Origin of the sequence: Pseudomonas sp. URIL14HWK12:I5, assembly GCF_900176445.1 — a bacterium.
GTDB lineage: Bacteria > Pseudomonadota > Gammaproteobacteria > Pseudomonadales > Pseudomonadaceae > Aquipseudomonas > Aquipseudomonas monteilii.
Window position 1 is genome coordinate 738,574 of sequence record NZ_FWXQ01000001.1, and the last position, 24,384, is coordinate 762,957.

The window sequence follows — 24,384 nt, forward strand, 5'->3', positions numbered from 1 at the left end:
TGCAAAGGGTCTGTGTGGTTTGGAACCACAGCGCGCGCCAGGAGTTCGATTGCGATGGTCATGATGGCCGCTGTAGTGTTGGCCGGTCGTCCACGGAAAGGGGCTGGGGCAATGCAGCAGGAATTGGCCACGCGATACCCGTTGGTGCTGGTGCCGGGCATGCTCGGGTTTGTCCGGTTGGTGCTCTATCCGTACTGGTTCGGCATCGTGCCGGCCCTGCGCAAGGGCGGGGCACGGGTGTTTCCGGTGCAGGTTTCGCCGCTGCACTCAAGCGAGGTGCGTGGCGAGCAGTTGCTGGCGATCATCGAAGACATTTGCCAGCGCACCGGCGCCGCCAAGGTCAACCTGATCGGCCATAGCCAGGGTGCCCTGAGTGCGCGCTACGCTGCGGCCAAGCGGCCGGATCGGGTGGCTTCGGTCACCTCGGTGGCTGGCCCCAACCACGGCTCCGAGCTGGCTGACCACCTGGAGCGCACGGCACCGGGCGATTCCCCCCAGGGCCGTATTCTCAAGGCCGTATTGCATGGTTTTGCCGTGTTGCTGGTGTGGCTGGAAACCGGTTGGCGCCGCGACCCGCTGCCGGTTGATGTGCACGCCTCGCACCAGTCGCTGACCCGCGCCGGGGTGGGGCTGTTCAACCAGGCTTATCCACAGGGGCTGCCGCAGACCTGGGGTGGGGAAGGGGCATATGAAGTCGATGGCGTGCGCTATTACTCGTGGTCCGGCACCTTGCAGCCCGGCCTGACCGACCAGGGGCGCAACCGCTTTGACGGCAGCAACCGCTTCTGCCGCCTGTTCGCGCGCAGCTTCGTCAAGGAAAAGGGCCAATGTGACGGCATGGTCGGGCGTTTCAGTTCGCACCTGGGTCAGGTGATTGGTGACGACTACCCGTTGGACCATCTGGATATCGTCAACCAGTCGCTCGGCGCCGTGGGTAAAGGTGCAGAGCCGGTGCGGCTGTTCACTGAACATGCCGCCCGGCTCAAGGCTGCAGGGCTTTAGCGGCGAATGGGCGTGGTCCAGCGCTCGGCCAGCACCACCCCGGCCAAGGTCAGCAAGCCGCCGACCAGGTGATAGCGGGCCAGTTGCTCGTCGAGCACCACGGCGGCGATCACTGCGGTGACAACCGGCAGCAGGTTGAAGAACAGCGTGGTGCGACTTGGCCCCAGGCGATGCACAGCTTGCATCCACACCAGCGGCGCGATCATCGAGGCCAGCACGCAGGCGTACAGCACCAGGCCGATGTTGTGGCTGTTCAGGCCGGTCTTGTCCGACAGCAGGAACAACGGCAGCAGCACGACGATGGCCACCAGCACCTGCAGGTACAGCAACTGCAGGGGCGGCAGGCGCAGCTGCCATTTCTTCAGCAGGAAGCTGTACAGCGCGTAAGCCAGGGTGGCCACCAGCATCAGCAGGTCGCCGCTGTTCAGGCCATGCGCCAGCAGGCTGGCGGGATGGCCGGCGCTGACCACTTCCAGTACGCCAAAGAACGACACCACTGCGCCCAGCAGGGCACCGTAGCTCAGGCGCTGGCCCAGCCAGGCGATGGAAAGTGCCAGTGACATCAGCGGCATCAGCGAGAGGATGATGCCCATGTTGGTGGCGCTGGTAATGCCGGCGGCGAAGTAGGCCAGGCTCTGGTACAGCGCCATGCCCAGCACGCCCAGCACGAACACCTTGCCCAGGTGCGGGCGGATCGCCGCGCGGTTGCGCCACACGGCAGGCAGCAGGAACGGGGTGAACAGCAGGGCGGCCAGCAGCCAGCGGTAGAAGCCGATTTCGGCGGGGTGGATGGCACCGGCGGACATCTTGGTGACCACGGTGTTGCCGGCCCAGATGAGGATGGCGGTGAGGGGGAACAGGTAGTTCATGTAGCGGCTTACTCGTGTAGGACTGAAAGGGCGTGCACAGCAGGCCCCGATGTCAGCCATTATCAACTGTCTGTCTACAAGGCTATACTTCTATCCAGACAACCCGCCCCGCAAGACAGTCAGCATGCCGCCCAAACACCTCGACATCCCCCAGTTCACCCAGCTCCCGGCCCCGGTGTACTTCCGCCACGACGAGTTCGGTGCCGACACCCTCAGCGCCCCGCACCGTCACACCTGGGGCCAGCTCAACTACTCCGCCCATGGCGTGATGCAGCTGGACGTCGCCGGCCAGCGCTTTCTGTCGCCGCCGCACTACGCCGTGTGGGTACCGCCCGATACCGAACATGGCTGCTACAACCCCCAGGCCATTGTCTACCGCTCGGTCTACCTGGACCGCACCCTGTGCGCCGGCCTGCCGCAACAACCGTGCAGCCTGATGATCAGCGACATTCTCAAGGCCATCCTCGCCGACTTTGCTCGGCGCGACCTCAAGGTGGCGGAGGACGAGCGCGACCAGCGCCTGGTGCAGGTGCTGCTCGACCAGTTGCTGCTGGCGCCCACCCAGGCCTGTTACCTGCCGTTTGCGCATGGCGAAAGCCTGCGTCGGGTGCTCGACGCCCTGGGTGCCGAGCCCGGCGACAACCGCCCGTTGGCCGCATGGGCCGCGCAGGTGCATGTCAGCGAGCGTACCCTGGCCCGCCAGTTCCTGCGTGAGCTGGGCATGAGCTTTGGGGAGTGGCGCTTGCGCCTGCGGTTCTTGCGTGCGATCGAAGCGTTGGAGGCCGGCCTGCCGATTCAGGCCATCGCCTTCGACCTTGGCTACAGCAGTGCCTCGGCGTTCATTGCCATGTTCCAGCGCCAAGCCCAGTGCACGCCGGAGCAGTACCGTAGGCACGCACGGGCAGGGCGCTGAAAAATCTTGGCTACACTCAGCTCGACCCCCGTGCATCGGGCGCGGAGCGAAGGAGACCACTCCATGAAAGTGCTGCACATTCCATTACTGGTGCTGGCCGTGCTGTTCAGCGCCCAAGGCTTCGCGGCCAACACCGCGCAGCAGGAAAAGATGAAAACCTGCAACGCCGACGCCACCGCCAAGGCCCTCAAGGGCGATGAGCGCAAAGCCTTCATGAGCACTTGCCTGAAAAAGGACGTGCCGCAAACCCAGCAAGAGAAGATGAAAACCTGCAACGCCGACGCCACCACCAAGGCCCTGAAGGGTGACGAACGCAAAGCCTTCATGAGCGACTGCCTGAAGAAGAAATGACCTGCGCCTATGCCTGCAGGCGCAAGGCTGGCAGACTGCGGGCATTCCCGCTGTCTGCCGTCGAGGCTGTATGACCTTTACCCCCCGTCAGATCACCCTGGCCAGCCTGATCATCGTCATGGCCGGGCTGCTGCTGGCCTTGCCCCTGAAGTTGCTGCCCAGCCTGCTTGCCGGCCTGCTGGTGTTCGAACTGGTCAACATGCTTACCCCACGTCTGCAACCGCTGCTGGCCGGCCAACGCGCCCGCTGGCTGGCCGTGGCGCTGCTCGGTACGCTGGTGGTCAGTACCCTGACGCTGCTGATTGCCGGTGCCTTCAGCTTCCTGCTGCACGAGGCGGAAAACCCCGGCGCCTCGCTGGACAAGTTCATGGCGTTGGTCGAGCGCGCCCGTGGCCAGCTGCCGCCGTTCATCGAGGGCTACCTGCCCGCCAGCGCCGCCGAGTTCAAGGTGGCCATCGGTGACTGGATCAAGAGCCACCTGAGCGATCTGCAACTGGTGGGCAAGGGCATGGCGCACATGTTCGTGACACTGCTGATCGGCATGATCCTGGGTGCCATCATCGCGTTGCAGCGCATTCCCGATGTTTCCCGGCGCAAGCCCCTGGCGGCGGCGCTGTTCGAGCGCCTCAATCTACTGGTGAAGGCGTTTCGCAACATCGTCTTCGCGCAGATCAAGATCTCGCTGCTCAACACGTTTTTCACCGGCATCTTCCTGGCGGTGGTGATGCCCCTGTTCGGCGTGCACCTGCCGCTGACCAAGACGCTGATCGTGCTGACCTTCCTGCTGGGCTTGCTGCCGGTAATCGGCAACTTGATGTCCAACACCCTGATCACCATTGTCGGCTTGTCGCTGTCGATCTGGGTGGCGGCGGCGGCGCTGGGCTACCTGATTGTCATCCACAAGGTCGAGTACTTCCTCAACGCGCGGATCGTGGGGGGGCAGATCAGTGCCAAGGCGTGGGAGTTGCTGCTGGCGATGCTGGTGTTCGAAGCGGCGTTCGGGCTGCCTGGTGTGGTGGCGGGGCCGATTTACTATGCCTATCTGAAGAGTGAGCTCAAGCGGGCTGAACTGGTCTGACAGATTGCCGGGGCTGCAAAGCAGCCCCAAGATGCTTCAGGCCGCCCCGTACCGCTTGCGCGCCTCGATGGCCAGCCCGCTACCAATGCTGCCAAAGATATTGCCTTCCACATGCCGCGCATTCGGCAGCATCGCCGCAACGCTGTTACGCAGCGCCGGAATACCGCTGGAACCGCCAGTGAAGAACACCGTGTCCACCTGGCCTTCGCTCACGCCAGCCTTGGCCAGCAATTCGGTCACGCTACCCCGCACTCGCTCCAGCAGCCCTTCGATCGCTTCTTCGAACAGCACGCGAGTCAGCTCTGCCGTCAGCTCAGGCTCGACACGGCGCAGGTCGATGTGGCGGCTTTCACTGTGGGTCAGCTCGATTTTGCTGGCCTCGACCTCCATCGCCAACCAGTGCCCGGCGCGCTGTTCGATCAGCTTGAACAGGCGGTCGATGCCGAAGCTGTCTTCGATGTCGTAGCGCATGCTGCCCAACGCCAGTTGCGACTTCTGTGAATACAGGGCGTTGATGGTGTGCCAGGTGGCCAGGTTGAGGTGATAGCTGGTGGGCATCAGCGCGCCGCTCTTCATGCGGCTGCCGTAGCCGAACAGCGGCATCACGCCCTGCAGGCTCAACTGCTTGTCGAAGTCGGTACCGCCAATGTGCACACCGCCGGTGGCGAGGATGTCACTTTGGCGCTCGGCGACCAGGTGGCGCTCGGGCGACAGGCGGATCAGGGTGAAGTCGGACGTACCACCGCCGATGTCGACGATCAGCACCAGTTCTTCGCGGCTGATGCTTGACTCATAGTCGAAGGCTGCGGCAATCGGCTCGTACTGGAACGACACATCCTTGAAACCGATCTTGCGCGCGACATCGGCCAGGGTGTCTTCGGCTTCCTGGTCGGCAGCCGGGTCTTCGTCGACGAAGAACACCGGGCGGCCCAGCACCACCTGGTCGAACTCGCGACCCGCGGCAGCCTCGGCGCGCTTTTTCAGCTCGCCGATGAACATGCCCAGCAGGTCCTTGAACGGCAGGGCGCTGCCCAGCACGCTGGTGTCGTGCTTGATCAGCTTGGAGCCCAGCAGGCTCTTCAGCGAGCGCATCAGGCGGCCTTCGTAGCCTTCCAGGTACTCGTGCAGTGCCAGGCGGCCATAAACCGGGCGACGTTCCTCGATGTTGAAGAACACCACCGAGGGCAAGGTGATCTTGCCGTCTTCCAGGGCGATCAGCGATTCCACGCCAGGGCGGTGCCAGCCGACCGTGGAGTTGGAGGTGCCAAAGTCGATGCCCAGGGCACGGGCCGGGGATACGTCAGACATGGGGAATGAGCTTCCGGAGGCAAAACGGCCGCGCAGTGTATGCCAGTTGGCTACAGAATCAAGACCAGTCGTCTGCCATGGAGCAAACCCAAAGCGGCCTTGAAAGGCTATGCTTGACCCCTATCTTCAGTGGCAACACGCACATTTACATTGGTGATCCATAAATGGACTTCAAAGACTATTACAAGATACTCGGCGTAGAGCCCACGGCGGACGACAAGGCGATCAAGGCCGCGTACCGCAAGCTGGCCCGCAAGTATCACCCCGATGTCAGCAAGGAGCGCGACGCCGAGGATAAATTCAAAGAGGCCAACGAGGCCTACGAAGTGCTGGGCGACGCGCAGAAACGTGCCGAGTTCGACGAAATCCGCAAGTACGGCGGCCAGCATGGCCGGCCGTTCCAGGCACCACCTGGCTGGGAAAGCCGTGGCGGTGGCGGCGGCTTCGAGGGTGGCGACTTCTCCGACTTCTTCAGCTCGATCTTCGGTGGGCGAGGGGGTGGCAACCCTTTCGGTGGCGCCCGTCAGCAACAACGCAGTGCCGGCAGGCGAGGGCAGGACGTGGAGCTTGAACTGGCGGTATTCCTTGAAGAGACCCTGAGCAAGGAGTCCAAGCAGATCAGCTTCCAGGTGCCGCAAACCAATGCCATGGGCCAGCGCACCGGCTTCACCACCAAGACGCTGAACGTGAAGATCCCGGCCGGGGTGACCGACGGCGAGCGTATCCGCCTTAAAGGCCAGGGCGCCCCGGGCAGCGGTGGTGGGGCCAATGGTGACCTGTTCCTGACCATCCGCATGGCACCGCACCCGCTGTTCGATGTCGAAGGCCATGACCTGATCATCACCGTGCCACTGGCACCGTGGGAGGCGGCCTTGGGCACCAAGGTGGCGGTGCCGACCCTGGACGGCAAGATCAACCTGACCATCCGCCCCGACAGCCAGAGTGGCCAGCGCCTGCGCGTACCGGGCAAAGGCCTGGCGAACAAGCAGGGCGAGCGCGGTAACCTTTACGCGCAGCTCAAGGTGGTCATGCCGACGACTTCTGACGAATCTACCCGTGAACTGTGGGCCAAGCTTTCCGAAAAGGCCGCGTTCAACCCGAGGGCACAATGGAGTAAGTGATCATGAGCAGCACCCTGATCGTTCAACTGGACATGCGTACCCTGTGTCAGGAAGCCGATGTCACGGCGGACTGCGTGATCGAAATCGTCGAGCACGGCATTGTCGAACCCTCCGGGCGAACGCCTGAGGACTGGTTGTTCGACGATCAGGCGCCGTTAGTGGCCAAGCGCGCGGCGAAGCTGCATCAAGAGCTGGAACTGGAATGGGAAGGGGTGGCGCTGGCGCTGGAGTTGCTGCAGGAGGTGCAGCAGTTGCGCAGCGAGAACAACATGTTGCGCCAGCGGCTGGGCAGGTTTACTCAGATGTGAGTGTGTTTGCCTGCACTGGCCTCTTCGCGGGCGTGCCCGCGAAGAGGCCAGTTTAGGCAACATCAATCTCAGGATGGCTCTGCACCTGGGTTCAGCACCAGCTGCATGAAAGTCAAATCCAGCCAGCGGCCAAACTTCACCCCCACCTGCGGCATCTGCCCGGTCACCACAAAGCCCAACCGCTCATGCAGGCGCACCGAGGCTGCATTGCCACTTTCGATGGCCGCGACCATCACATGCTTGCCGCAACCGCGTGCCCGCTCGACCAGCGCCGCCATCAACACCGGCCCCAACCCCTTGCCACGCTGGTCACCCCGGACATACACCGAGTGCTCCACGGTCAGACGAAAACCTTCGAACGGCCGCCAGTCGCCAAACGAGGCATACCCCAGTACACCCGTCTCATCCACCGCCACCAGGATCGGATATCCCTGCTGCGCGCGTGCATCGAACCAGGCCTGGCGGTTGGCCAGGTCTACCGGGGTTTCGTTCCAGATCGCCGTGGTGTTGCGCACGGCGTCGTTGTAGATGTCGAGGATGCCTGGCACGTCGGCAGGCAGGGCATCGCGTATTTCGTAACTCATGACAGCGTCTCGCAGGGGCGTTGCTTGCAGATTAAATGGTTACCAGCCCACGCACACCTTCGGCCTGCATGTTTTCGCCACGCCCGCGCTGGACGATCTCACCCCGTGCCATGACCAGGTACTGGTCGGCCAGTTCTTCGGCAAAGTCGTAGAACTGCTCCACCAGCAGAATCGCCATGTCACCACGCTCGGCCAGGCGGCGGATGACAGCACCGATTTCTTTGATGACCGAGGGCTGGATGCCTTCGGTCGGCTCGTCGAGGATCAGCAGGCGCGGGCGGCTGGCCAGGGCGCGGCCGATGGCCAGCTGTTGTTGCTGGCCGCCCGACAGGTCACCGCCACGGCGTTGCTTCATCTGCTCCAGTACCGGGAACAGCTCGTAGATGAAAGCGGGGACTTCGCGGGCTTCACGGGCCGGGAAGCGGGACAGGCCCATCAGCAGGTTTTCCTCGACGGTGAGGCGCGGGAAGATCTCGCGGCCCTGGGGTACATAGGCGATACCGGCATGTACCCGTTGCTGGGGCTTGAGGCTGGTGATGGGCTTGCCTTCCCATTCGATGCTGCCATCGCGGGCAGGTACCAGGCCCATCAGGCAGCGCAGCAGCGTGGTCTTGCCCACACCATTGCGGCCCAGCAGGCAGGTGACTTCGCGAACCTTGGCTTCGAAGGACAGGCCCCGGAGGATGTGGCTGCCGCCGTAGTATTGGTGCAGCGTGTCGATTTTCAGCATGTCATGTCCTTGGAATAGATCATCGGCCCAAATACACCTCAACTACCCGCTCATCCGCCTGCACCTGCTCCAGCGAACCTTCTGCCAGCACACTGCCTTGGTGCAACACGGTCACATGGTCGGCAATGCTCCCCACAAACCCCATGTCATGCTCCACCACCATCAGCGAGTGCTTGCCGGCCAGGCCTTTGAACAACTCGGCGGTGAACTCGGTCTCGGCATCGGTCATGCCGGCCACCGGTTCGTCCAGCAGCAGCAATTGCGGCTCTTGCACCAGCAACATGCCAATCTCCAGGAACTGCTTCTGCCCATGGGACAGCAAGCCGGCCTGACGTTGAGCCAGGGGCAGCAGACGCAAGGTGGTCAGCACCTCTTCGATGCGCTGGCGCTGCTCACCGCCCAGGCGCGCCGCGAGGCTGGCCCACACCGACTTGTCGGTCTTCAGCGCCAGCTCCAGGTTCTCGAACACGGTCAGCGCCTCGAATACCGTGGGCTTCTGGAACTTGCGGCCAATGCCGGCCTGGGCGATCTGGTATTCGCTCATGCGGGTCAGGTCGAGGGTGTCGCCAAAATAGGCGCTGCCGGTGTCGGGGCGGGTCTTGCCGGTGATCACGTCCATCATCGTGGTCTTGCCGGCGCCATTGGGGCCGATGATGCAACGCAGTTCGCCCACGCCGATGTACAGGTTCAGCGCGTTGAGTGCCTTGAAGCCATCGAAGCTGACGCTGATGTCCTCCAGGCTCAGCACCGTGCCGTGGCGGGTATCCAGGCCGGCCTTGCGGCTCTGGCCCAGGCCGATGGCATCACGGCCGGCGCCCAGGTTGTCGAACACAGGTTCCAGCATGAATTCCGGGTGGACCGGGGGCACGCCTCTCATGGCTGGCTCCTTTTCTTCAACAGGCCGACCACGCCTTTGGGCAGGTACAGGGTGACAAGGATGAACAGCGCGCCAAGGAAGAACAGCCAGAACTCCGGGAAGGCCACGGTGAACCAGCTTTTCATGCCATTGACCAGGCCGGCACCGAGCAACGGGCCGATCAGCGTGCCACGCCCGCCCAGGGCCACCCACACGGCGGCTTCGATGGAGTTGGTCGGCGACATCTCGCTGGGGTTGATGATGCCCACCTGTGGCACGTACAGCGCACCCGCCAGGCCGCACAGCACAGCGCTCAGCACCCACACCAGCAGCTTGAAACCACGCGGGTCGTAGCCACAGAACATGAGGCGGTTTTCGGCATCGCGCACGGCGGTGAGCAGGCGGCCGAATTTGCTACGGGTCAGGCGCCAGCACAGGTACAGGCTGGCCAGCAGCAAACCGACGGTAAGCAGGAACAGCACGGCCCGGGTGCCTTGCGCGGTAATGTCGAAACCGAGAATGGTGCGGAAGTTGGTGAAGCCGTTGTTGCCACCAAAGCCGGTTTCGTTGCGGAAGAACAACAGCATGCCGGCGAACGTCAGGGCCTGGGTCATGATCGAGAAGTACACGCCCTTGATTCGCGAACGGAAGGCAAACCAGCCGAACACCAGCGCCAGCAGCCCCGGCGCCAGCACCACCAGGCACAGAGCCCAGGCGAAATGCTGGGTGCCGGCCCAGTACCACGGCAGCTCGGTCCACGACAGAAAGGTCATGAACCCCGGCAGGCCGTCACCTGCCGCCTGGCGCATCAGGTACATGCCCATGGCGTAGCCGCCCAGGGCGAAGAACAGGCCGTGGCCCAGCGACAGCAAGCCGGCGTAGCCCCAGACCAGGTCCAGGGCCAGGGCGACGATGGCGTAGCAGAGGATCTTGCCGACCAGGGTCAGGGTGTAGGCCGACACTTGCAAGGCATGGTCCGCCGGCAGCAGTGACAACAGCGGCAGGGCGACCAGCAGCAGGACGACGAGGGCGCCGATGGCCAGCGTCAGGCGCGGCCCGGCCTTTTGCGTAGCGGTGACAAGCAGTGGCTGGTTCATCAGTCGATTACCCGTCCCTTGAGGGCGAACAGGCCTTGCGGGCGTTTCTGGATGAACAGAATGATCAACGCAAGGATGAGGATCTTGCCAAGCACGGCACCGATCTGCGGCTCCAGCAGCTTGTTGGCGATGCCAAGGCCGAAGGCGGCCCAGAGGCTGCCGGCCAGTTGGCCGACGCCGCCCAGCACCACCACCAGGAACGAATCGATGATGTAGCTCTGGCCCAGGTCCGGGCCGACGTTGCCGACCTGGCTCAGGGCCACGCCGCCGAGCCCGGCAATGCCAGAGCCCAGGCCGAAGGCGAGCATGTCGACGCGCCCGGTGGACACGCCGCAGCAGGCAGCCATGTTGCGGTTCTGGGTGACGGCGCGCACGTTCAGGCCCAACCGCGTGCGGTTGAGCAGCAGCCAGGTGAGCAGCACCACGGCCAGGGCAAAGCCGATGATGACCAGGCGGTTGTACGGCAGCACCAGGTTGGGCAGCAGCTGGATGCCGCCCGACAGCCAGGCCGGGTTGCTCACCTCGACGTTCTGCGCCCCGAACAGCAGGCGGATGGCCTGGATCAGGATCAGGCTGATGCCCCAGGTGGCCAGCAGCGTTTCCAATGGGCGGCCGTAGAGGTGACGGATGACCGTGCGCTCCAGCGCCATGCCGACCCCGGCGCTGATGGCGAAGGCCACCGGCAGGGCGATCAGCGGGTAAAACTCGATGGCGTCCGGGGCGTAGCGCTGCACCAGCACCTGGACCATGTAGGTGCTGTAGGCGCCCAGCATCAGCATTTCGCCGTGGGCCATGTTGATCACCCCGAGCAGGCCGAAGGTGATGGCCAGGCCGAGTGCTGCCAGGAGCAGGATCGAGCCCAGCGACAGGCCACTGAAGGCCTGGCCGAGCAGCTCGCCGACCAGCAGCTTGCGCTTGACCTGGGCCAGGCTGGTTTCGGCAGCGGTGCGCACCCCTGGGTCGCTTTCTGCATCGGGTTGTAGCAGGGCTTCGAGGCGGGTGCGGGCCAGCGGGTCGCCGGTTTCGCCCAGCAGGCGCACGGCGGCCAGGCGTACTGCCGGCTCGCTGGCGCCCAGTTGCAGGTTGGCCAAGGCCAGGCCGAGGGCGGCGTGCACGGCGGTGTCGGTTTCGCTGGCGAAGCGCCGGTCGAGGAAGGCCATTTGCGCAGGTTGTGCGCTTTTTTGCAGTTGCTGGGCGGCGGCCAGGCGGGTGTCGCTGTTGTCGCTGAGCAACCGGTGGCTGGCCAGGGCGTTGTCGATCAGGCCGCGCAGGCGGTTGTTCAGGCGTACTTTGCGGGTGTCGTCAGCGGCGATGCGACCTTGGCGCAGGTTTTCGAGCAGCGGCAGGCGAGTGGCATCGGGTTGCGCCGCCCAGCTTTCGAGCAGTTGGGCTTGCTCGGCGGGCTTGGCGGTGAGGAAGAATTCGCCCTCGCTGGCCTGGGTTGCCAAGGGCAATAGCAGGAGAAGGGTGAGCAGGAGTCTGAGCATGCGGGTAATCCTGGAAATCGGCGGTGGATTCATCGCGGATAAATCCGCTCCTACACGGTCGGCGCTGAACCTGTAGGCGCGGATTTATCCGCGAAAGGGCTGCAAAGCAGCCCCAATGCACTCAGTTACCTTTCACTGCATAGTCCGGGCGCTTGTCATTCCCCGGAATGAACGGGCTCCACGGCTGCGCCCGCAGCGGCTGTTCGGTTTCCCACACCACGCTGAACTGCCCGTCATCCTGAATTTCGCCGATCATCACCGGCTTGTGCAGGTGGTGGTTGGTCTTGTCCATGGTCAGGGTGAAGCCCGATGGCGCCTTGAAGGTTTGCCCGGCCAGCGCTTCGCGCACCTTGTCCACATCGGTGGACTTGGCTTTTTCCACGGCTTGCGCCCACATGTGGATACCTACGTAGGTGGCCTCCATCGGGTCGTTGGTCACGGCCTTGTCGGCGCCCGGCAGGCCCTTGGCCTTGGCGTAGGCCTTCCAGTCGGCAACGAACTTCTGGTTCACCGGGTTATCCACCGACTCGAAGTAGTTCCAGGCGGCCAGGTGGCCCACCAGCGGCTTGGTGTCAATGCCGCGCAGCTCTTCTTCGCCTACCGAGAACGCCACCACCGGCACGTCGGTAGCCTTCAGGCCCTGGTTGGCCAGTTCCTTGTAGAACGGTACGTTGGAGTCGCCGTTGACCGTTGAGATGACCGCCGTCTTGCCGCCTGCGGAGAACTTCTTGATGTTGGCGACGATGGTCTGGTAATCGGCGTGGCCGAACGGCGTGTACACCTCTTCGATGTCCTTGTCGGCCACGCCTTTGCTGTGCAGGAAGGCGCGCAGGATCTTGTTGGTGGTGCGCGGGTAGACGTAGTCGGTGCCCAGCAGGAAGAAGCGCTTGGCACTGCCGCCGTCTTCGCTCATCAGGTATTCCACGGCCGGGATCGCTTGCTGGTTGGGCGCGGCGCCGGTGTAGAACACGTTCGGCGACATTTCTTCGCCCTCGTACTGCACCGGGTAGAACAGCAGGCCGTTGAGCTCCTCGAACACAGGCAACACCGACTTGCGCGACACCGACGTCCAGCAGCCGAACACCACCGCCACCTTGTCCTGAGTCAGCAGCTGGCGGCTCTTTTCGGCGAACAGCGGCCAGTTGGAAGCCGGGTCGACCACTACCGGCTCCAGCATCTTGCCGTTCACACCGCCCTTGGCGTTGATCTCGTCGATGGTCATCAGCGCCATGTCCTTGAGCGAGGTCTCGGAAATGGCCATGGTCCCGGACAGCGAATGCAGGATGCCGACCTTGATGGTCTCGGCGGCCTGGATACTCCAGCTCAGGCCCATCGCCGCAATCGATGCGCTGAGGGTAAAGGCCTTGATCAGACTGCGACGCTTCATGTGCTCTCTCCGCTGAGTTTTTATGTGTTGGGCAAGCGGGGAGGGGGTTGCAAGGGGTGTGCCTAGTGGCGGAAGGTGCGTAATAGAGGGGTTGTGCGAGGTGTTGGGGCGTTGGTTGGATCCAGATTGGTGCCTGGGATATTTGTGTGCACAGGATTGGGGCTGCAAAGCAGCCCCAGGGCTATCAGCCGTTACGCACAGCCGAGCGTGGATGACGTCTGCTGCGCACACCCTGATAAGTCACTGCCAGCAGCACGAACCAGATCGGCGTCACCAGAAGCGCCGAACGCGTATCTGCCTCCAGGCTCAGCAACACCAGGATGAAAGCAAAGAACACCAGGCACACGTAGCACATGAAGCGCCCGCCCGGCATCTTGTACTTCGACGCCTGGTGCAGCGCTGCACGATGCTTGCGGTACTTCAGGTACGACAGCAGGATCAGCGTCCACACGAACATGAACAGCACCGCCGAAACGGTGGTCACCAGGGTGAACGCCTCGACCACGTTCGGTACCAGGTAGATCAGCACCGCACCCAGCAACAGGCAGGTGCAGGAGAAGTACAGGCCGTTGGCTGGCACCGAGCGGCTCGACAGTTTTTCGAACGCCTTGGGTGCGTCACCTTCCTGGCTCAGGCCATAGAGCATGCGGCTGGTGGAGAACACGCCACTGTTGGCCGAAGAGGCCGCCGAGGTCAGTACCACGAAGTTGATGATGCTGGCTGCCGCCGGCAGGCCGGCCAGTACGAACAGTTCCACGAACGGGCTCTTGCCCGGCACCACGTCGCGCCACGGGGTCACGGCCATGATTGCAATCAGCGCCAGCACATAGAAAACGATGATCCGTACCGGGATCGAGTTGATAGCCCGTGGCAGGGTGCGCTCCGGGTTCTTCGCTTCGGCTGCGGTGGTGCCCACCAGTTCGATACCGACGAACGCGAACACGGCAATCTGGAAACCGGCGAAGAAGCCCATCAGGCCATTAGGGAACATGCCGCCGTCATTCCACAGGTTGGCCAGTTGCGCCGTGCGCCCGCTGGGCGAAGTGAAGCCGGTGATGACCATGTACAGCCCGGTGGCGACCAGGCCGAGAATGGCGACGATCTTGATCAGCGCGAACCAGAATTCCATCTCGCCGAACATCTTCACGGTGACCAGGTTCAGCGACAGCAGCAGCCCTACACAGGTCAGCGCGGGTATCCACTGTGGAAGGTCCGGGAACCAGAACTGCGTATAGGCCGCGATGGCCACCACGTCGGCAATACCAGTGACCACCCAGCAGAACCAGTAGGTCCAGCCGGTGAAGTAACCTGCCCAGGGGCCGAGCAGGTCGGCCGAGAAGTCGATGAACGACTTGTAGTTGAGGTTCGACAGCAGCAGTTCGCCCATGGCGCGCATGACGAAGAACAGCATGAAGCCGATGATCATGTAGACGAAGATGATCGATGGCCCGGCCAGGCTGATGGTTTTGCCCGAGCCCATGAACAGGCCGGTTCCGATGGCGCCACCGATGGCGATCAGCTGGATGTGGCGGTTGGTCAGGTTGCGTTGCAGGTGTTGCTCTTCGGGTGCTGTGGATGAGGTTTGCGTCATAGGCTGCATTCCCTTGTAAGGTCGGTCTTCTTGTCTGAGGTAGCCGGCTAGGCTAACACGCGCGTTCCAGTTCGGGGCGCGACAGATCGACTCTACATTTGGGTAGCAGTGTTCTGCCTGTGCCGGCCTCTTCGCGGGTAAACCGGCGCAGGCTAAAACTCAGGCGCTGGCCAGCACCCGACGACGGCGTACCACCAGGCTATCCACCACCCACATCACCACCATCGACACCCCCACCAGCGGGAACATCACCCCCAGCACCAGCATCACCCCCACCGCCGTCTTCCAGCGCGGCAGGTCATGGCGCAGCGGCGGTACGCCCAGCCCACCCGTTGGACGGCGCTTCCACCACATCACCAGCCCGCTCACCGAGCCCAGCAGGATCATCAGGCACACCAGCAGGATGATGATCTGGTTGAGGGCGCCGAACATCTTGCCTTCGTGCAGCATTACCCCCAGCTCGGTGGCGCGGGCGACCGGGCTGTAGTCCTGCCAGCGCACATCAGCCAAGACCTTGCCGGTATATTGGTCGACATGCAGGGTGGCGTCGTTGCGCGGGTCGTCGGCAAACACGGCAATGGTGAACACGCCGTCTGCCGTGGTCGGCAGGGTGATGCTGTAACCCGGCTCGACCAGGCGGGCAGTAGCGATGTCTTCGACCTGCTGCACGCTCACCTGGGGGGCTGCGGGCATGTCCGACATCATGTGGTGCCCGGCGTGTTCGGCGTGCGCGCCGGACTGCGGCATCGGCGTGTTCTCCATCGCCCAGGGCACGGTCTGGCGGTGCGCACTGTTCAATTCACCCGCCTGCTGGTCCGACTTGGGCACGTCGTTCCACATGGCCGCCGGGAAGCGGTTCCACACATCGGCGTACTGCTTGCCCCACAAGCCGGTCCAGGTCATGCCGCTGACCAGCATCAGCAACAGCAAGGCCGAGCCCCAGAAGCCGGTTACCGCATGCAGGTCGCGCCACAACAGCCTGCCGCGTGACGACAGCCGTGGCCATAGCACGCCGGCACCGTTGCGTCCGCGCGGCCACCACAAATACAGGCCCGACACCACCAGCACGATGCCCCAGCCGGCCGCCAGCTCCACCAGGCGGTCACCAACCGTGCCGACCATCAGTTCGCCATGCAGGGCGCGGGCGATGGCTTGCAGGTTTTGCTTGCCGTCCTGCTCGCCGAGGACCTTGCCGCTGTACGGGTCGACAAACACATTCAGTTCACGCCCGCCGTCATGCACCACGAACTGCGCACTGCGCTCCGCGTTCAGCGGCGGCAGGTACTGGCCGACGTGAGCCTTGGGGTAGGCCTGGCGCACTTCGGCCAGCATTGCATCGGCGCCCTGTCGGTGGTGGCCGGCTTCGACCACCATCAGGTCGCGGTACAGCAGCGGGTCGAGCTGCGGCTTGAACAGGTAGATGATCCCGGTGATCGCCAGCAGGATCATGAACGGGGCCACGAACAGCCCCGCATAGAAATGCCAACGCCAGGCCAGGTTATAGAAATTGATGCGTGTTCCTCTCATGGGAACCTCCTGTGTGACCAGCTGATGGGCGCAACCGAAGTTGCGCCCGTTGTTGTTGTCAGAAGCTGAAATCGACCTTGGTCCAGAAGGTCCTGCCTGGCTCATTGACCGGCTGTGGATCTGTAGCCGGGTAGCCGAACCCGGCGTTCCCGGCCAGGTTCAAGTGCTCGGCGTAGGTTTTGTCGAACAGGTTGTCGACCCCCGCGCTGAGCTTGAGGTTGTTGTTCACCTTGTAGGCGCCATTGAGCGAGAACACGCCGAAGCCGGCGCTCTTGTCGTAGTCCTTGCCGACCACGTTGCCCTGGTTCTCGGCAATGCGGTTTTGCGCCGCCACCAACCGCCACAGTGCGCCGACGCTCCACACATCACGGCTGTAGGTCAGGCCCAGGCGGCTCTCCAGGGGTGGCATTTGCGGTAGCGCTTTGCCATCACTGCTGTTCTTGCCCCAAGCGTAGGCCAGCGTGCCGTCGGCCTTCCAGTTTTCGGTCAGCTGGTAGGCCGCGCCCAGTTCGCCGCCCATGATGCGGGCGTCGATGTTCTGGGCCTGGGAGGTGCTCATGCCCATCATGCCGGTGCGGTAGTCGAACAGGATGTAGTCGCGGATCTGCCCGACATAGCCCGAAGCCCAGGCTTCCAGGCGCTCGGTGCGGTACTGGATGCCGAAGTCGAGCTGGGTGGTTTTCTCCGGCTTGATACCGTCAAAGGCGTTGGCCGCCCCCGGTGGTGCCAGCTTGGGCGAGAACAGCTCCCAATAGTCGGGGAAGCGCTGGGCGTGGCCGAGGCCGATGTAGGTGGTGGCCGGGATGGCTGCCAGGTCGTGCTCATAACGGACGAAGCCGCTGGGCAAGGTGTCGGCGCGAGTGTCGCCTTCGGTGGCGCTGCCTTTGCGCAAGTCACGGGCCGAGGCGCGGTCCAGGCGGGCACCGGTAATCAGCCGGTCCTCACCGCTGACGTACCAGGTCAGTTCGCTGAAAGCGCCGTAGTTGTGGAAGTCGGCGTCCTTGGTCCAGGCCTGGCCCTTGTGCGCGTCCACGCCCATGCCACCGCGCTTGCGGTGTTCGTTGGTCTGCGCGTCGATGCCGCCGATCAGTTGCACGTCGGCCCAGCGCCAGGTGGCCTTGATGCGTGCGCCCATGGTGCGGCGGTCGACGTTGCTGACCATCGGCATGCCCATCATGCCGCTGCCCGATGGGGTGCGCAGGCTGTAGTTGTCCATCACATGGTCGGCGTAGTTGTAGTAGACCTGCGCCTCGACCTTGTCGAGCACCTCGCCGAGGTTGGACTTTTCAAAGCGCAGGCCCAGGCTTTCGCGCTTGAACTGCGAGCCGTCCATACCACGCCCGGCATAGCGGGCCTCGCCATCGCCCTTGCCGGCAGTCAGCTCCAGCAGGGTGTCCTGGTCGGGCGTCCAGCCGAGGGCGACATCGCCGTTCCATTTTTCCCAGCGCGACGGCACGGTGTCGTTGTTGCCGTCGTGGTAGTCGTCCGAGCGAGACTGGTTACCGACGAAGCGGGCATAGGCCTGGCTGTTGCCGGCGGCGGCATCCAGCACCTTGTCGAAGCGGCCGTTGGAGCCGGCCAGCAGGCTGGCGTTCACCCGGCTGCCGAGGGTGCCGAATTTCTCTGGTTCGCGTTCGAAAAGGATGGTGCCTGCCGAGCCGCCCGGGCCCCAGATCACGCTTTGCGGGCCTTTGATCACGGTGAGGCGGTCGTAGGTTTCCGGCGAGATGTAAGACGTGGGCGCGTCCATGCGGTTGGGGCAGGCGCCCAGCATCAGGCCACCGTTGGTGAGGATGTTCAGGCGCGAGCCGAACATGCCGCGCAGTACCGGGTCGCCGTTGGTGCCACCGGCACGTATTGCCGAGAAGCCGGGGATGGTCTTCAGGTAGTCGGCGCCGTCGCTGGCCGGTACGGGCTGGCGCGGGTCTTTCGGGTTGGTGACCACGGTCAGCGGCGAACTCGGGGCCACGGCGGTGATCACCGTCGGGCTCAGCTCGGGGGCTTCGTGCACATGGCCCTCATGGCCAGGGTCGGCGGCCAGGGCCACGGGCGCGAGCAGCGAGCCGCACAGGGCGGCGATGGTCCCACGCAGGGACAAGGCAAAAACAGGGGTGCAGCCGGACATAATGATTCCAGTCGATCAGTCATGAGTTAGCGCGAAGCCTCCTGGCTCCGTGCGCAAAATGTGGGTTCAGACGCTGATCGCGGAAGGTGGGGCGCGGCTGCGCGCACCGGGGAATACAGCCTGCCGGGCATGGCCCTGGTGCGTTGGCGCAAGCAGGTGGGGGGTGGGGACGACACTGCCGGCACTGAGCGGGCTGAGGGCCTGGGGCAGGGCCGGGCAGTTGAACAACAGGCTGCAGTAACCGCACTTTTCCCACATCACATGCAGCTGGCCATCGTTGCCGTGGCCGTGATGGGTGTCGCCGCCATGCTGATGGGCAGCCGTCATCGGCATGTCCATCGGCATGCTCATGCCGGCATGGTGGTCCATCGGCATCGACTGGGAAATCAGTGGGCCGATGAAGATCATCCACATGGCGAACAGGCTCAGCCATCCACCACCGGCGCGCCTGCGGTCAGGGCGGGTGGTACGGCTGATGCTGTTGCGCGGCAGGCTCATGGCGAGTGCCTGTCAGCAGGTGTCAGTGCGCGTGTTCGTGGGCTTGCGGCTGGTCCGCTGGCGCCTGCTTCTGCACGGCCACCTCAACAGTGATGTTGCCGGCCTTTTCGAAGTGCAGGGTCAACGGGAAGCGCTTGCCGTCGGTGAGCAGGCTGCGCTCCTTGGGCTGCATCAGCATCACGTGGTAGGCGCTGGGGGCGAAGGTCAGGTCCTTGCCGGCAGGTACCACCACGCTGGGCACCTGCTGCATCTTCATGGCGCCGCTGGCGCTCATGACATGCTCGTGCAGTTGCGCGTCATCGCTGATGGGGCTGTTGACGCTGAGCAGGCGGTCATCGGTCTTGCCATTGTTGTGCACCACGAAATACGCCGCGACGTTCGGCGCGTTGGGTGGTAACTGCAGTGACCAGGGGTGGGCGATGTGCAGGTCGCCCACGCTGTATTCGTGGGCATTGGCAAAGGCGCCAGGCAGCAGCAGGGCGGCCATGACGAGGGCGTGCTTGAGCATGGTGAATCTCCGTTCTGTTCAGGTTCAGGCAGACAGCGTGATGAACTCAGGCCAGCGGAGAGGCACGGGGGTTGAGCGCAGGCCAAAGTTGGCGCGGCGAGGGTTGGTAGTCAGCCGGTGGCGACAATAGCCCGGCGAGCAGTGTCGGCGGGTTGTGCAACTGTGGCGGGTAGCCGGGCAGGGCCAGCAGCGGTGCGGCGCCCGAGCAGCACCAGCAGTTCATCATGCTGGCGCTGTCGTCGTTTTGCGTGCCGAGGTCGATCTTGGCCAGGGCCTGGACGTCGACTTTGGCCTTGTTGGCCATGCTGGAACAGAAAGCCCCCCACAGCAACTGCTCGGCCGGGCCCTTGGGCGCAGCAGAAGACAGCGGCATGGCCAGCAGGTTGAACAGCACTGCAAGGCAGGCTATCCAGGCAATGTGCCGACGTGGGGGCATGGAGAGATCCGGTCAGGAATCGTGGTGGGTATTGTAAGGCGGAGTATAGGTAAAAATGGCGGGGTGCGGTGAAGTGACGCAGGTGGGCAGTTGAAGCGGTGTCGTCTGCTTCGCGGGCGTGCCCGCGAAGCAGGTCAAATCAATCTCAGGCCTTGTTGCGGCCCATCAACCCCCGCACGGTCTCTTGCAGGTCAGCTGGCAACACCACCACCTTGGCATTGCTGCTGCCCGCCAGGTTCTCCATGGCCCCGACATAGCGCTCGCCCAGCAGGTACATGGCCGGCACGGTCTCGTTGCCCACCGCTTCCTTCACCAGCGAAATCGCCCGCGCCGAGGCCTCGGCCAGGCTGATCTGCGCTTCGGCATCCAGCCTGGCGGCCTGCAAGCGTGCTTCCGCTTCAAGGATCGCCGCCTGCTTGGCGCCTTCGGCACGGGTTACATCGGCCTTGCGCTCACGCTCGGCTGCCGCCTGACGCTCCATGGCGAGCTGCATGTTCTCGGAGGGCTTGATGTCCTGGATTTCTACCGAGCGCACGGTCACGCCCCAGTCTTCGGTTTGCTCCGACATCGCATCGCGCAAACGTGCCTTGATCTGCTCACGGCTGGACAAGGCTTCGTCCAGGTCCATGGCACCGACGATGGCGCGCAGCGAAGTCATGGTCAGGCTGGTGACGGCGAACGAGAAGTTCTGCACGCCGTAGGAGGCCTTCTGCGGGTCGACCACCTTGGCGAAGCACAGCGCGTTGGCGACGATGACTGCGTTGTCCTTGGTGATGATTTCCTGTTGCTGCACATCGAGGATGATGTCTTTGGTCGGCAGGCGGTAGGCGACCACATCCATGTAGGGGATGAGGATGTTCAGGCCGGGCTTGAGCGTGCTGTGGTAGCGGCCCAGGCGCTCGACGATCCATTCCTCGCCCTGGGGCACGATACGCACCCCCTTGAACACGGTGATCAGGACGAACAGGGCGATGGCCGCGACGACGATAAGGCTGGTCATGATGCGAAATTCCTTTTAGTGCAGGTTCAGGCCCGGATGACGCGGGCGGTGTTCCCCTCGATGGCGGTAAGGCGCACCCGCTCGCCAGCAGGGATCTCGCTGTCGGCGATGCAGGTCCATTCTTCGTTACCCAGAATCGGCTTCTGGAAGCGCACGCGGCCTTTCTGGAACTCCGAAACGCCAGCGGTCAGCAAGCCCACTTCACCGATCACGCTGTCGGCGGTCCAGCGCACATCCGGCTGCTTGCGCCGGAACAGCTTGAACCAACACGCGGTGGTGACCGACGACAGCAACACCCACAGCAATACCTGCATGTCCAGTTGCAGACTGGGGGCGGCCAGCGAGGTGAGCGAGACCAGCACGGCACCGATGCCGAACCAGAGGATGAAGAACGTCGGCAGGACCAGTTCGAGCAGGATCAGCGCGATGCCGAAGACCAGCCAGATCCACCATTGCATTTCCATATGGGTGAAACCTTCCGGGGTGGGGGAATTGAGTTTAAGGCAGTAGGGCGGTATCGGGCCACTTGGCAGGCTGGAAGAAAAATCTGAAATCAGTGTAGGAGCGCTGTTGCCAGATCAGTCAGTGAGCCGAATTGTCGGTCAACTTCCGGCAGCACCGGGCGCTTCAGGATCAGTACCGGCACATTCAACTCCCGCGCCACTTCGAGCTTCGGTTCGGTCGCCACACTGCCGCTGTTCTTGCTGATCAGCACATCGATCCTGCGGCGCCGGAACAACGCCCGTTCATCCTCGATATGGAATGGCCCGCGGGCACCAATCACTTCGCAACGCTCGTTGCCAGGGCATGCCTCCAACGCCCGCAAGGTCCAGAACTGTTCCGGCGGTATTTCGTCCAGATGTTGCAGCGGCTCTCGCCCCAGCGTGAACAGCGGCCTGCGAAACGGCTTGAGCGCCTCGATCAACGCCGCCCAGTCCTCGACCTCGCGCCAGTCGTCCCCCGCTTGCGCCTGCCAGGCCGGGCGTCGCAAGGCCCAGCACGGGATGCCGGCAATACGCGCAGCACTGGCGGCGTTGCGGCTGATCTGCGCGGCGTAAGGGTGGGTGGCATCGATCAACAGCGTGATACCGGCCTCGCGCAGGTAGCTGGCCAGGCCTTCAGCGCCGCCAAAGCCACCGACCCGCACCTGGCATTGCAGGTCCTGCGGCACGCGGCCGATACCCGCCAGGCTGTAAACGTGCTGCGGGCCGAGGCGACGGGCGATGGCCAGGGCCTCGGTGACGCCGCCCAACAGCAGAATGCGCGCAGTCATTGCACGCCCGCCCGGCCAACGATGCCGCCTTGGCGGTCGATGGCGAACACTTCCACTTGCACCTGTGCCGGCACCACGCTGCGGGCGAAGGCCAGGGCGTGGGCACACACGGCATCACCGAGGGCAACGCCGGCCGCATGAGCGAGAGCGAGTGCTTGCTGGCTGGTGTTGGCGCCGATGATGGCGGCCTGCAACGCTTCGTCAGCGCCAATGTCTGCAGCCCAGCCAGCCAGTTGCGGCAGGTCGATGCTGGAATGGCGGCTGTGCAGGTCCATGTGCCCGGCCGCCAGTTTGCTGATCTTGCCGAAGCCACCGCACAGGCTCAGGCGTGGCACCGGCACCTTGCGCAGGTGCTTGAGCACTGCGCCAACGAAATCACCCATTTCGATCAGGGCGATTTCTGGCAGGCCGTAGACGCGGCGCATGGTGTCTTCGCTGGCGTTGCCGGTGCAGGCGGCGATATGCGTGTAGCCGTTGGTGTGGGCCACGTCGATGCCTTGATGAATCGAGGCGATATAGGCTGCACAGGAAAACGGCCGCACGATGCCGCTGGTGCCGAGGATCGACAGCCCGCCCAGTATGCCCAGGCGCGGGTTCATGGTCTTCAGGGCCAGTTGCTCACCGCCCTGCACATTGACCGTGACCTCGAAACCGCCGGGATAGCCACACTCATCGGCCAGGCGCTGCAGGTGTTCAGTGATCATGCGCCGAGGTACCGGGTTGATGGCCGGCTCGCCCACCGCAAGCACCAGCCCCGGCCGGGTCACGGTGCCGACGCCGATCCCCGCGACAAAGCGGATGCTCGTCTCGGCCAACAGACGCACCTGGCTGTAGAGCAAGGCGCCGTGTGTCACATCCGGGTCGTCGCCCGCATCCTTGAGGGTGCCGGCTTCGGCGCCTTCGCCGATCAGGCGGCAGAACTCCAGGCGCATCTGCACCACCTTGCCCTTGGGCAGGGTGATATCCACTGCATCGTCTTGCTGGCCGGTGAGCAGCAGCTTGGCCGCTGCCAGGCTGGTGGCGGTAGCGCAGCTGCCGGTGGTCAGGCCGCTGCGCAGGGGCGCCGGCTGTTCGCGGGTTTCTTCACGCATCGGCGGGCTTCATCACTTCCAGCAGGGTGATCGGCAGCGCCTGGCGCCAGGTGTCGAACGTGCCCAAGGGTTGGGCATGGGCGACATGCAGGCGGGTCAGTTCACCCCCGTGCTGTTCGCGAAAGTGCGCCAGGGCCAGTTCGCTTTGCAAGGTCACTGCGTTGGCCACCAGCCGGCCGCCGGGGCGCAGGTTCGCCCAGCAAAAGTCCAGCACGCCTTCACGGGTGACGCCGCCGCCGATGAAGATGGCATCGGGCTGTTCCAGGCCTTGCAGTGCCATTGGCGCCTTGCCGCGAACCAGTTGCAGGCCAGGTACGCCCAGCGCATCGCGGTTATGTTCGATGAAGCCCTGGCGGCCTTCGTCGGCCTCGATGGCCAGTGCGCGGCAGGCCGGGTGGGCACGCATCCATTCGATGCCGATCGAGCCGCAGCCGGCGCCCACGTCCCACAGCAGTTCGCCGGGCTGGGGCGCCAGGCGCGCCAGTGTGATAGCGCGGACATCGCGCTTGGTCAGCTGGCCGTCGTGCCGGAAGGCAATGTCCGGCAGCCCGGCCAGGCGATGCAGGCGTGGCGCTTCGGGTGAGGCCAGGCATTCGATGGCCACCAGGTTGAGCGCTGCGGTTTCGGCGTGCGGCCAGTTTTGGGCGGTGCCCTCCAATGCGCGTTCATCCTGGCCACCCAGGTGTTCGAAAACCCGCAGGCGGCTTGGCCCGAAGCCACGTTCGCGAAGCAATGCTGCAACGGCCGCCGGGCTGTCGCCATCGTTGCTCAGCACCAGCAAGCGCACACCGCTGTGCAGGTGGGCATTGAGCGCCGCCAAGGGGCGGGCGACCAGCGACACCACTTGCACGTCCTGCAGCGGCCAGCCCAGGCGCGCAGCGGCCAGGGCGCAAGAGGAGGGCATCGACAGCACGCGCATTTCATCGGCAGGCACCTGGCGCGCCAGGCTGGCGCCGACGCCGTAGAACATCGGGTCACCGCTGGCCAGCACGCACACTGGCTCGCCGCGCAAGGCCAGCACCGGGGCCAGCGAGAACGGGCTTGGCCAGCCCAGCCGTTCGCCGGGCACGCAGCGTGGCAGCAAGGCCAGCTGGCGCGGGCTGCCGAAGATCCGCGCAGCACCCAGCAGCGCGCGCCGGGCCTGTTTGCCCAGGCCACTGAAGCCGTCTTCGCCGATGCCTACTACTGTCAGCCAGGGTGCCATGTATACCTCTTCAAGATTTTGGGGCCGCGCACCCAAAAAT

General features: G+C 64.2%; 25 protein-coding genes. 6 read left to right on the forward strand and 19 right to left on the reverse strand.

Features of this window, described 5'->3' with window-relative positions:
* The first annotated feature begins 111 nt into the window (after window positions 1-111).
* Window positions 112-1,002: an esterase/lipase family protein gene (locus B9A31_RS03400; protein WP_020424232.1), complete on the forward strand. Its 891-nt coding sequence runs from the start codon at window positions 112-114 to the stop codon at window positions 1,000-1,002.
* Here the strand turns inward: B9A31_RS03400 and B9A31_RS03405 are convergent.
* Window positions 999-1,871 carry a DMT family transporter gene (locus B9A31_RS03405; protein WP_019096785.1) on the reverse strand — a complete coding sequence of 291 codons (873 nt, stop codon included), beginning with the start codon at window positions 1,869-1,871 and terminating at the stop codon, window positions 999-1,001. The two genes, B9A31_RS03400 and B9A31_RS03405, sit on opposite strands and share 4 nt — an antisense overlap.
* A gap of 124 nt (window positions 1,872-1,995) precedes the next feature.
* Here B9A31_RS03405 and B9A31_RS03410 point away from each other — a divergent pair, with 124 nt between their 5' ends.
* The 3 genes from B9A31_RS03410 (at window position 1,996) to B9A31_RS03420 (ending at window position 4,213) form a co-directional block, all read left to right on the forward strand.
* Complete coding sequence (locus B9A31_RS03410) at window positions 1,996-2,784, forward strand: AraC family transcriptional regulator (protein ID WP_084296655.1); 789 nt, start codon at window positions 1,996-1,998, stop codon at window positions 2,782-2,784.
* A gap of 63 nt (window positions 2,785-2,847) precedes the next feature.
* Complete coding sequence (locus B9A31_RS03415) at window positions 2,848-3,135, forward strand: PsiF family protein (protein ID WP_025754342.1); 288 nt, start codon at window positions 2,848-2,850, stop codon at window positions 3,133-3,135.
* Window positions 3,136-3,205: 70 nt separating this feature from the next.
* A complete protein-coding gene (locus B9A31_RS03420) occupies window positions 3,206-4,213 on the forward strand; it encodes an AI-2E family transporter (RefSeq protein ID WP_016712232.1) in 1,008 nt (335 codons plus the stop codon).
* A 36-nt stretch (window positions 4,214-4,249) separates the two neighbouring features.
* Here the strand turns inward: B9A31_RS03420 and B9A31_RS03425 are convergent, their stop codons facing one another.
* Window positions 4,250-5,521, reverse strand: a complete 1,272-nt coding sequence (locus B9A31_RS03425; protein ID WP_016712231.1) for an Hsp70 family protein — start codon at window positions 5,519-5,521, stop codon at window positions 4,250-4,252.
* A gap of 164 nt (window positions 5,522-5,685) precedes the next feature.
* Here B9A31_RS03425 and cbpA point away from each other — a divergent pair, with 164 nt between their 5' ends.
* Complete coding sequence (cbpA, locus tag B9A31_RS03430; RefSeq protein ID WP_019098567.1) at window positions 5,686-6,642, forward strand: curved DNA-binding protein; 957 nt, start codon at window positions 5,686-5,688, stop codon at window positions 6,640-6,642.
* 2 nt (window positions 6,643-6,644) lie between these two features.
* On the forward strand, window positions 6,645-6,950 hold the full coding sequence (locus tag B9A31_RS03435; RefSeq protein ID WP_019098566.1) for a chaperone modulator CbpM: 306 nt from the start codon (window positions 6,645-6,647) through the stop codon (window positions 6,948-6,950).
* Between the two features lie 68 nt (window positions 6,951-7,018).
* On the opposite strand, the gene B9A31_RS03440 is transcribed toward B9A31_RS03435, so the two are convergent.
* The 17 genes from B9A31_RS03440 to cbiE form a co-directional block, all read right to left on the reverse strand.
* The gene (locus B9A31_RS03440) at window positions 7,019-7,534 is read right to left on the reverse strand and encodes a GNAT family N-acetyltransferase (RefSeq protein WP_019098565.1); all 516 of its coding nucleotides are present in this window, start codon (window positions 7,532-7,534) and stop codon (window positions 7,019-7,021) included.
* A gap of 31 nt (window positions 7,535-7,565) precedes the next feature.
* On the reverse strand, window positions 7,566-8,264 hold the full coding sequence (gene urtE / locus B9A31_RS03445) for an urea ABC transporter ATP-binding subunit UrtE (RefSeq protein ID WP_084296656.1): 699 nt from the start codon (window positions 8,262-8,264) through the stop codon (window positions 7,566-7,568).
* Between the two features lie 19 nt (window positions 8,265-8,283).
* On the reverse strand, window positions 8,284-9,141 hold the full coding sequence (urtD, locus tag B9A31_RS03450; protein ID WP_016712226.1) for an urea ABC transporter ATP-binding protein UrtD: 858 nt from the start codon (window positions 9,139-9,141) through the stop codon (window positions 8,284-8,286).
* A complete protein-coding gene (gene urtC / locus B9A31_RS03455) occupies window positions 9,138-10,217 on the reverse strand; it encodes an urea ABC transporter permease subunit UrtC (RefSeq protein WP_019098563.1) in 1,080 nt (359 codons plus the stop codon). Before urtC ends, urtD begins: the two co-directional genes overlap by 4 nt.
* A complete protein-coding gene (urtB, locus tag B9A31_RS03460; protein ID WP_371105410.1) occupies window positions 10,217-11,737 on the reverse strand; it encodes an urea ABC transporter permease subunit UrtB in 1,521 nt (506 codons plus the stop codon). Before urtB ends, urtC begins: the two co-directional genes overlap by 1 nt.
* 88 nt (window positions 11,738-11,825) lie before the next feature.
* Window positions 11,826-13,091 (reverse strand): urea ABC transporter substrate-binding protein, encoded by a 1,266-nt coding sequence (gene urtA / locus B9A31_RS03465; protein ID WP_016712223.1) that lies wholly within the window; start codon window positions 13,089-13,091, stop codon window positions 11,826-11,828.
* Between the two features lie 184 nt (window positions 13,092-13,275).
* A complete protein-coding gene (gene cycA, locus B9A31_RS03470) occupies window positions 13,276-14,682 on the reverse strand; it encodes a D-serine/D-alanine/glycine transporter (protein WP_019098561.1) in 1,407 nt (468 codons plus the stop codon).
* Window positions 14,683-14,841: 159 nt separating this feature from the next.
* A complete protein-coding gene (locus tag B9A31_RS03475; protein WP_084296657.1) occupies window positions 14,842-16,209 on the reverse strand; it encodes a PepSY-associated TM helix domain-containing protein in 1,368 nt (455 codons plus the stop codon).
* A gap of 58 nt (window positions 16,210-16,267) precedes the next feature.
* Complete coding sequence (locus B9A31_RS03480) at window positions 16,268-18,334, reverse strand: TonB-dependent copper receptor (protein ID WP_028698500.1); 2,067 nt, start codon at window positions 18,332-18,334, stop codon at window positions 16,268-16,270.
* Window positions 18,335-18,400: 66 nt separating this feature from the next.
* Complete coding sequence (locus B9A31_RS03485; RefSeq protein WP_016712219.1) at window positions 18,401-18,832, reverse strand: DUF2946 domain-containing protein; 432 nt, start codon at window positions 18,830-18,832, stop codon at window positions 18,401-18,403.
* A 22-nt stretch (window positions 18,833-18,854) separates the two neighbouring features.
* Window positions 18,855-19,340: a copper chaperone PCu(A)C gene (locus B9A31_RS03490; protein WP_019098902.1), complete on the reverse strand. Its 486-nt coding sequence runs from the start codon at window positions 19,338-19,340 to the stop codon at window positions 18,855-18,857.
* Between the two features lie 46 nt (window positions 19,341-19,386).
* Window positions 19,387-19,776, reverse strand: coding sequence for a DUF2946 domain-containing protein (locus B9A31_RS03495; protein ID WP_019098903.1), 390 nt, complete (start codon window positions 19,774-19,776; stop codon window positions 19,387-19,389).
* Between the two features lie 145 nt (window positions 19,777-19,921).
* Window positions 19,922-20,776 carry an SPFH domain-containing protein gene (locus B9A31_RS03500; protein WP_016712216.1) on the reverse strand — a complete coding sequence of 285 codons (855 nt, stop codon included), beginning with the start codon at window positions 20,774-20,776 and terminating at the stop codon, window positions 19,922-19,924.
* 26 nt (window positions 20,777-20,802) lie between these two features.
* Entirely contained in the window at window positions 20,803-21,240 is a 438-nt protein-coding gene (locus B9A31_RS03505) for an NfeD family protein (protein ID WP_016712215.1), read from the reverse strand.
* 89 nt (window positions 21,241-21,329) lie between these two features.
* On the reverse strand, window positions 21,330-22,049 hold the full coding sequence (locus B9A31_RS03510; protein WP_019098904.1) for a cobalt-precorrin-6A reductase: 720 nt from the start codon (window positions 22,047-22,049) through the stop codon (window positions 21,330-21,332).
* Window positions 22,046-23,140, reverse strand: a complete 1,095-nt coding sequence (locus tag B9A31_RS03515; RefSeq protein ID WP_084296658.1) for a cobalt-precorrin-5B (C(1))-methyltransferase — start codon at window positions 23,138-23,140, stop codon at window positions 22,046-22,048. Before B9A31_RS03515 ends, B9A31_RS03510 begins: the two co-directional genes overlap by 4 nt.
* A complete protein-coding gene (cbiE, locus tag B9A31_RS03520; RefSeq protein ID WP_084296659.1) occupies window positions 23,133-24,344 on the reverse strand; it encodes a precorrin-6y C5,15-methyltransferase (decarboxylating) subunit CbiE in 1,212 nt (403 codons plus the stop codon). The genes B9A31_RS03515 and cbiE overlap by 8 nt, the downstream gene beginning before the upstream one ends.
* Window positions 24,345-24,384 lie beyond the last annotated feature (40 nt).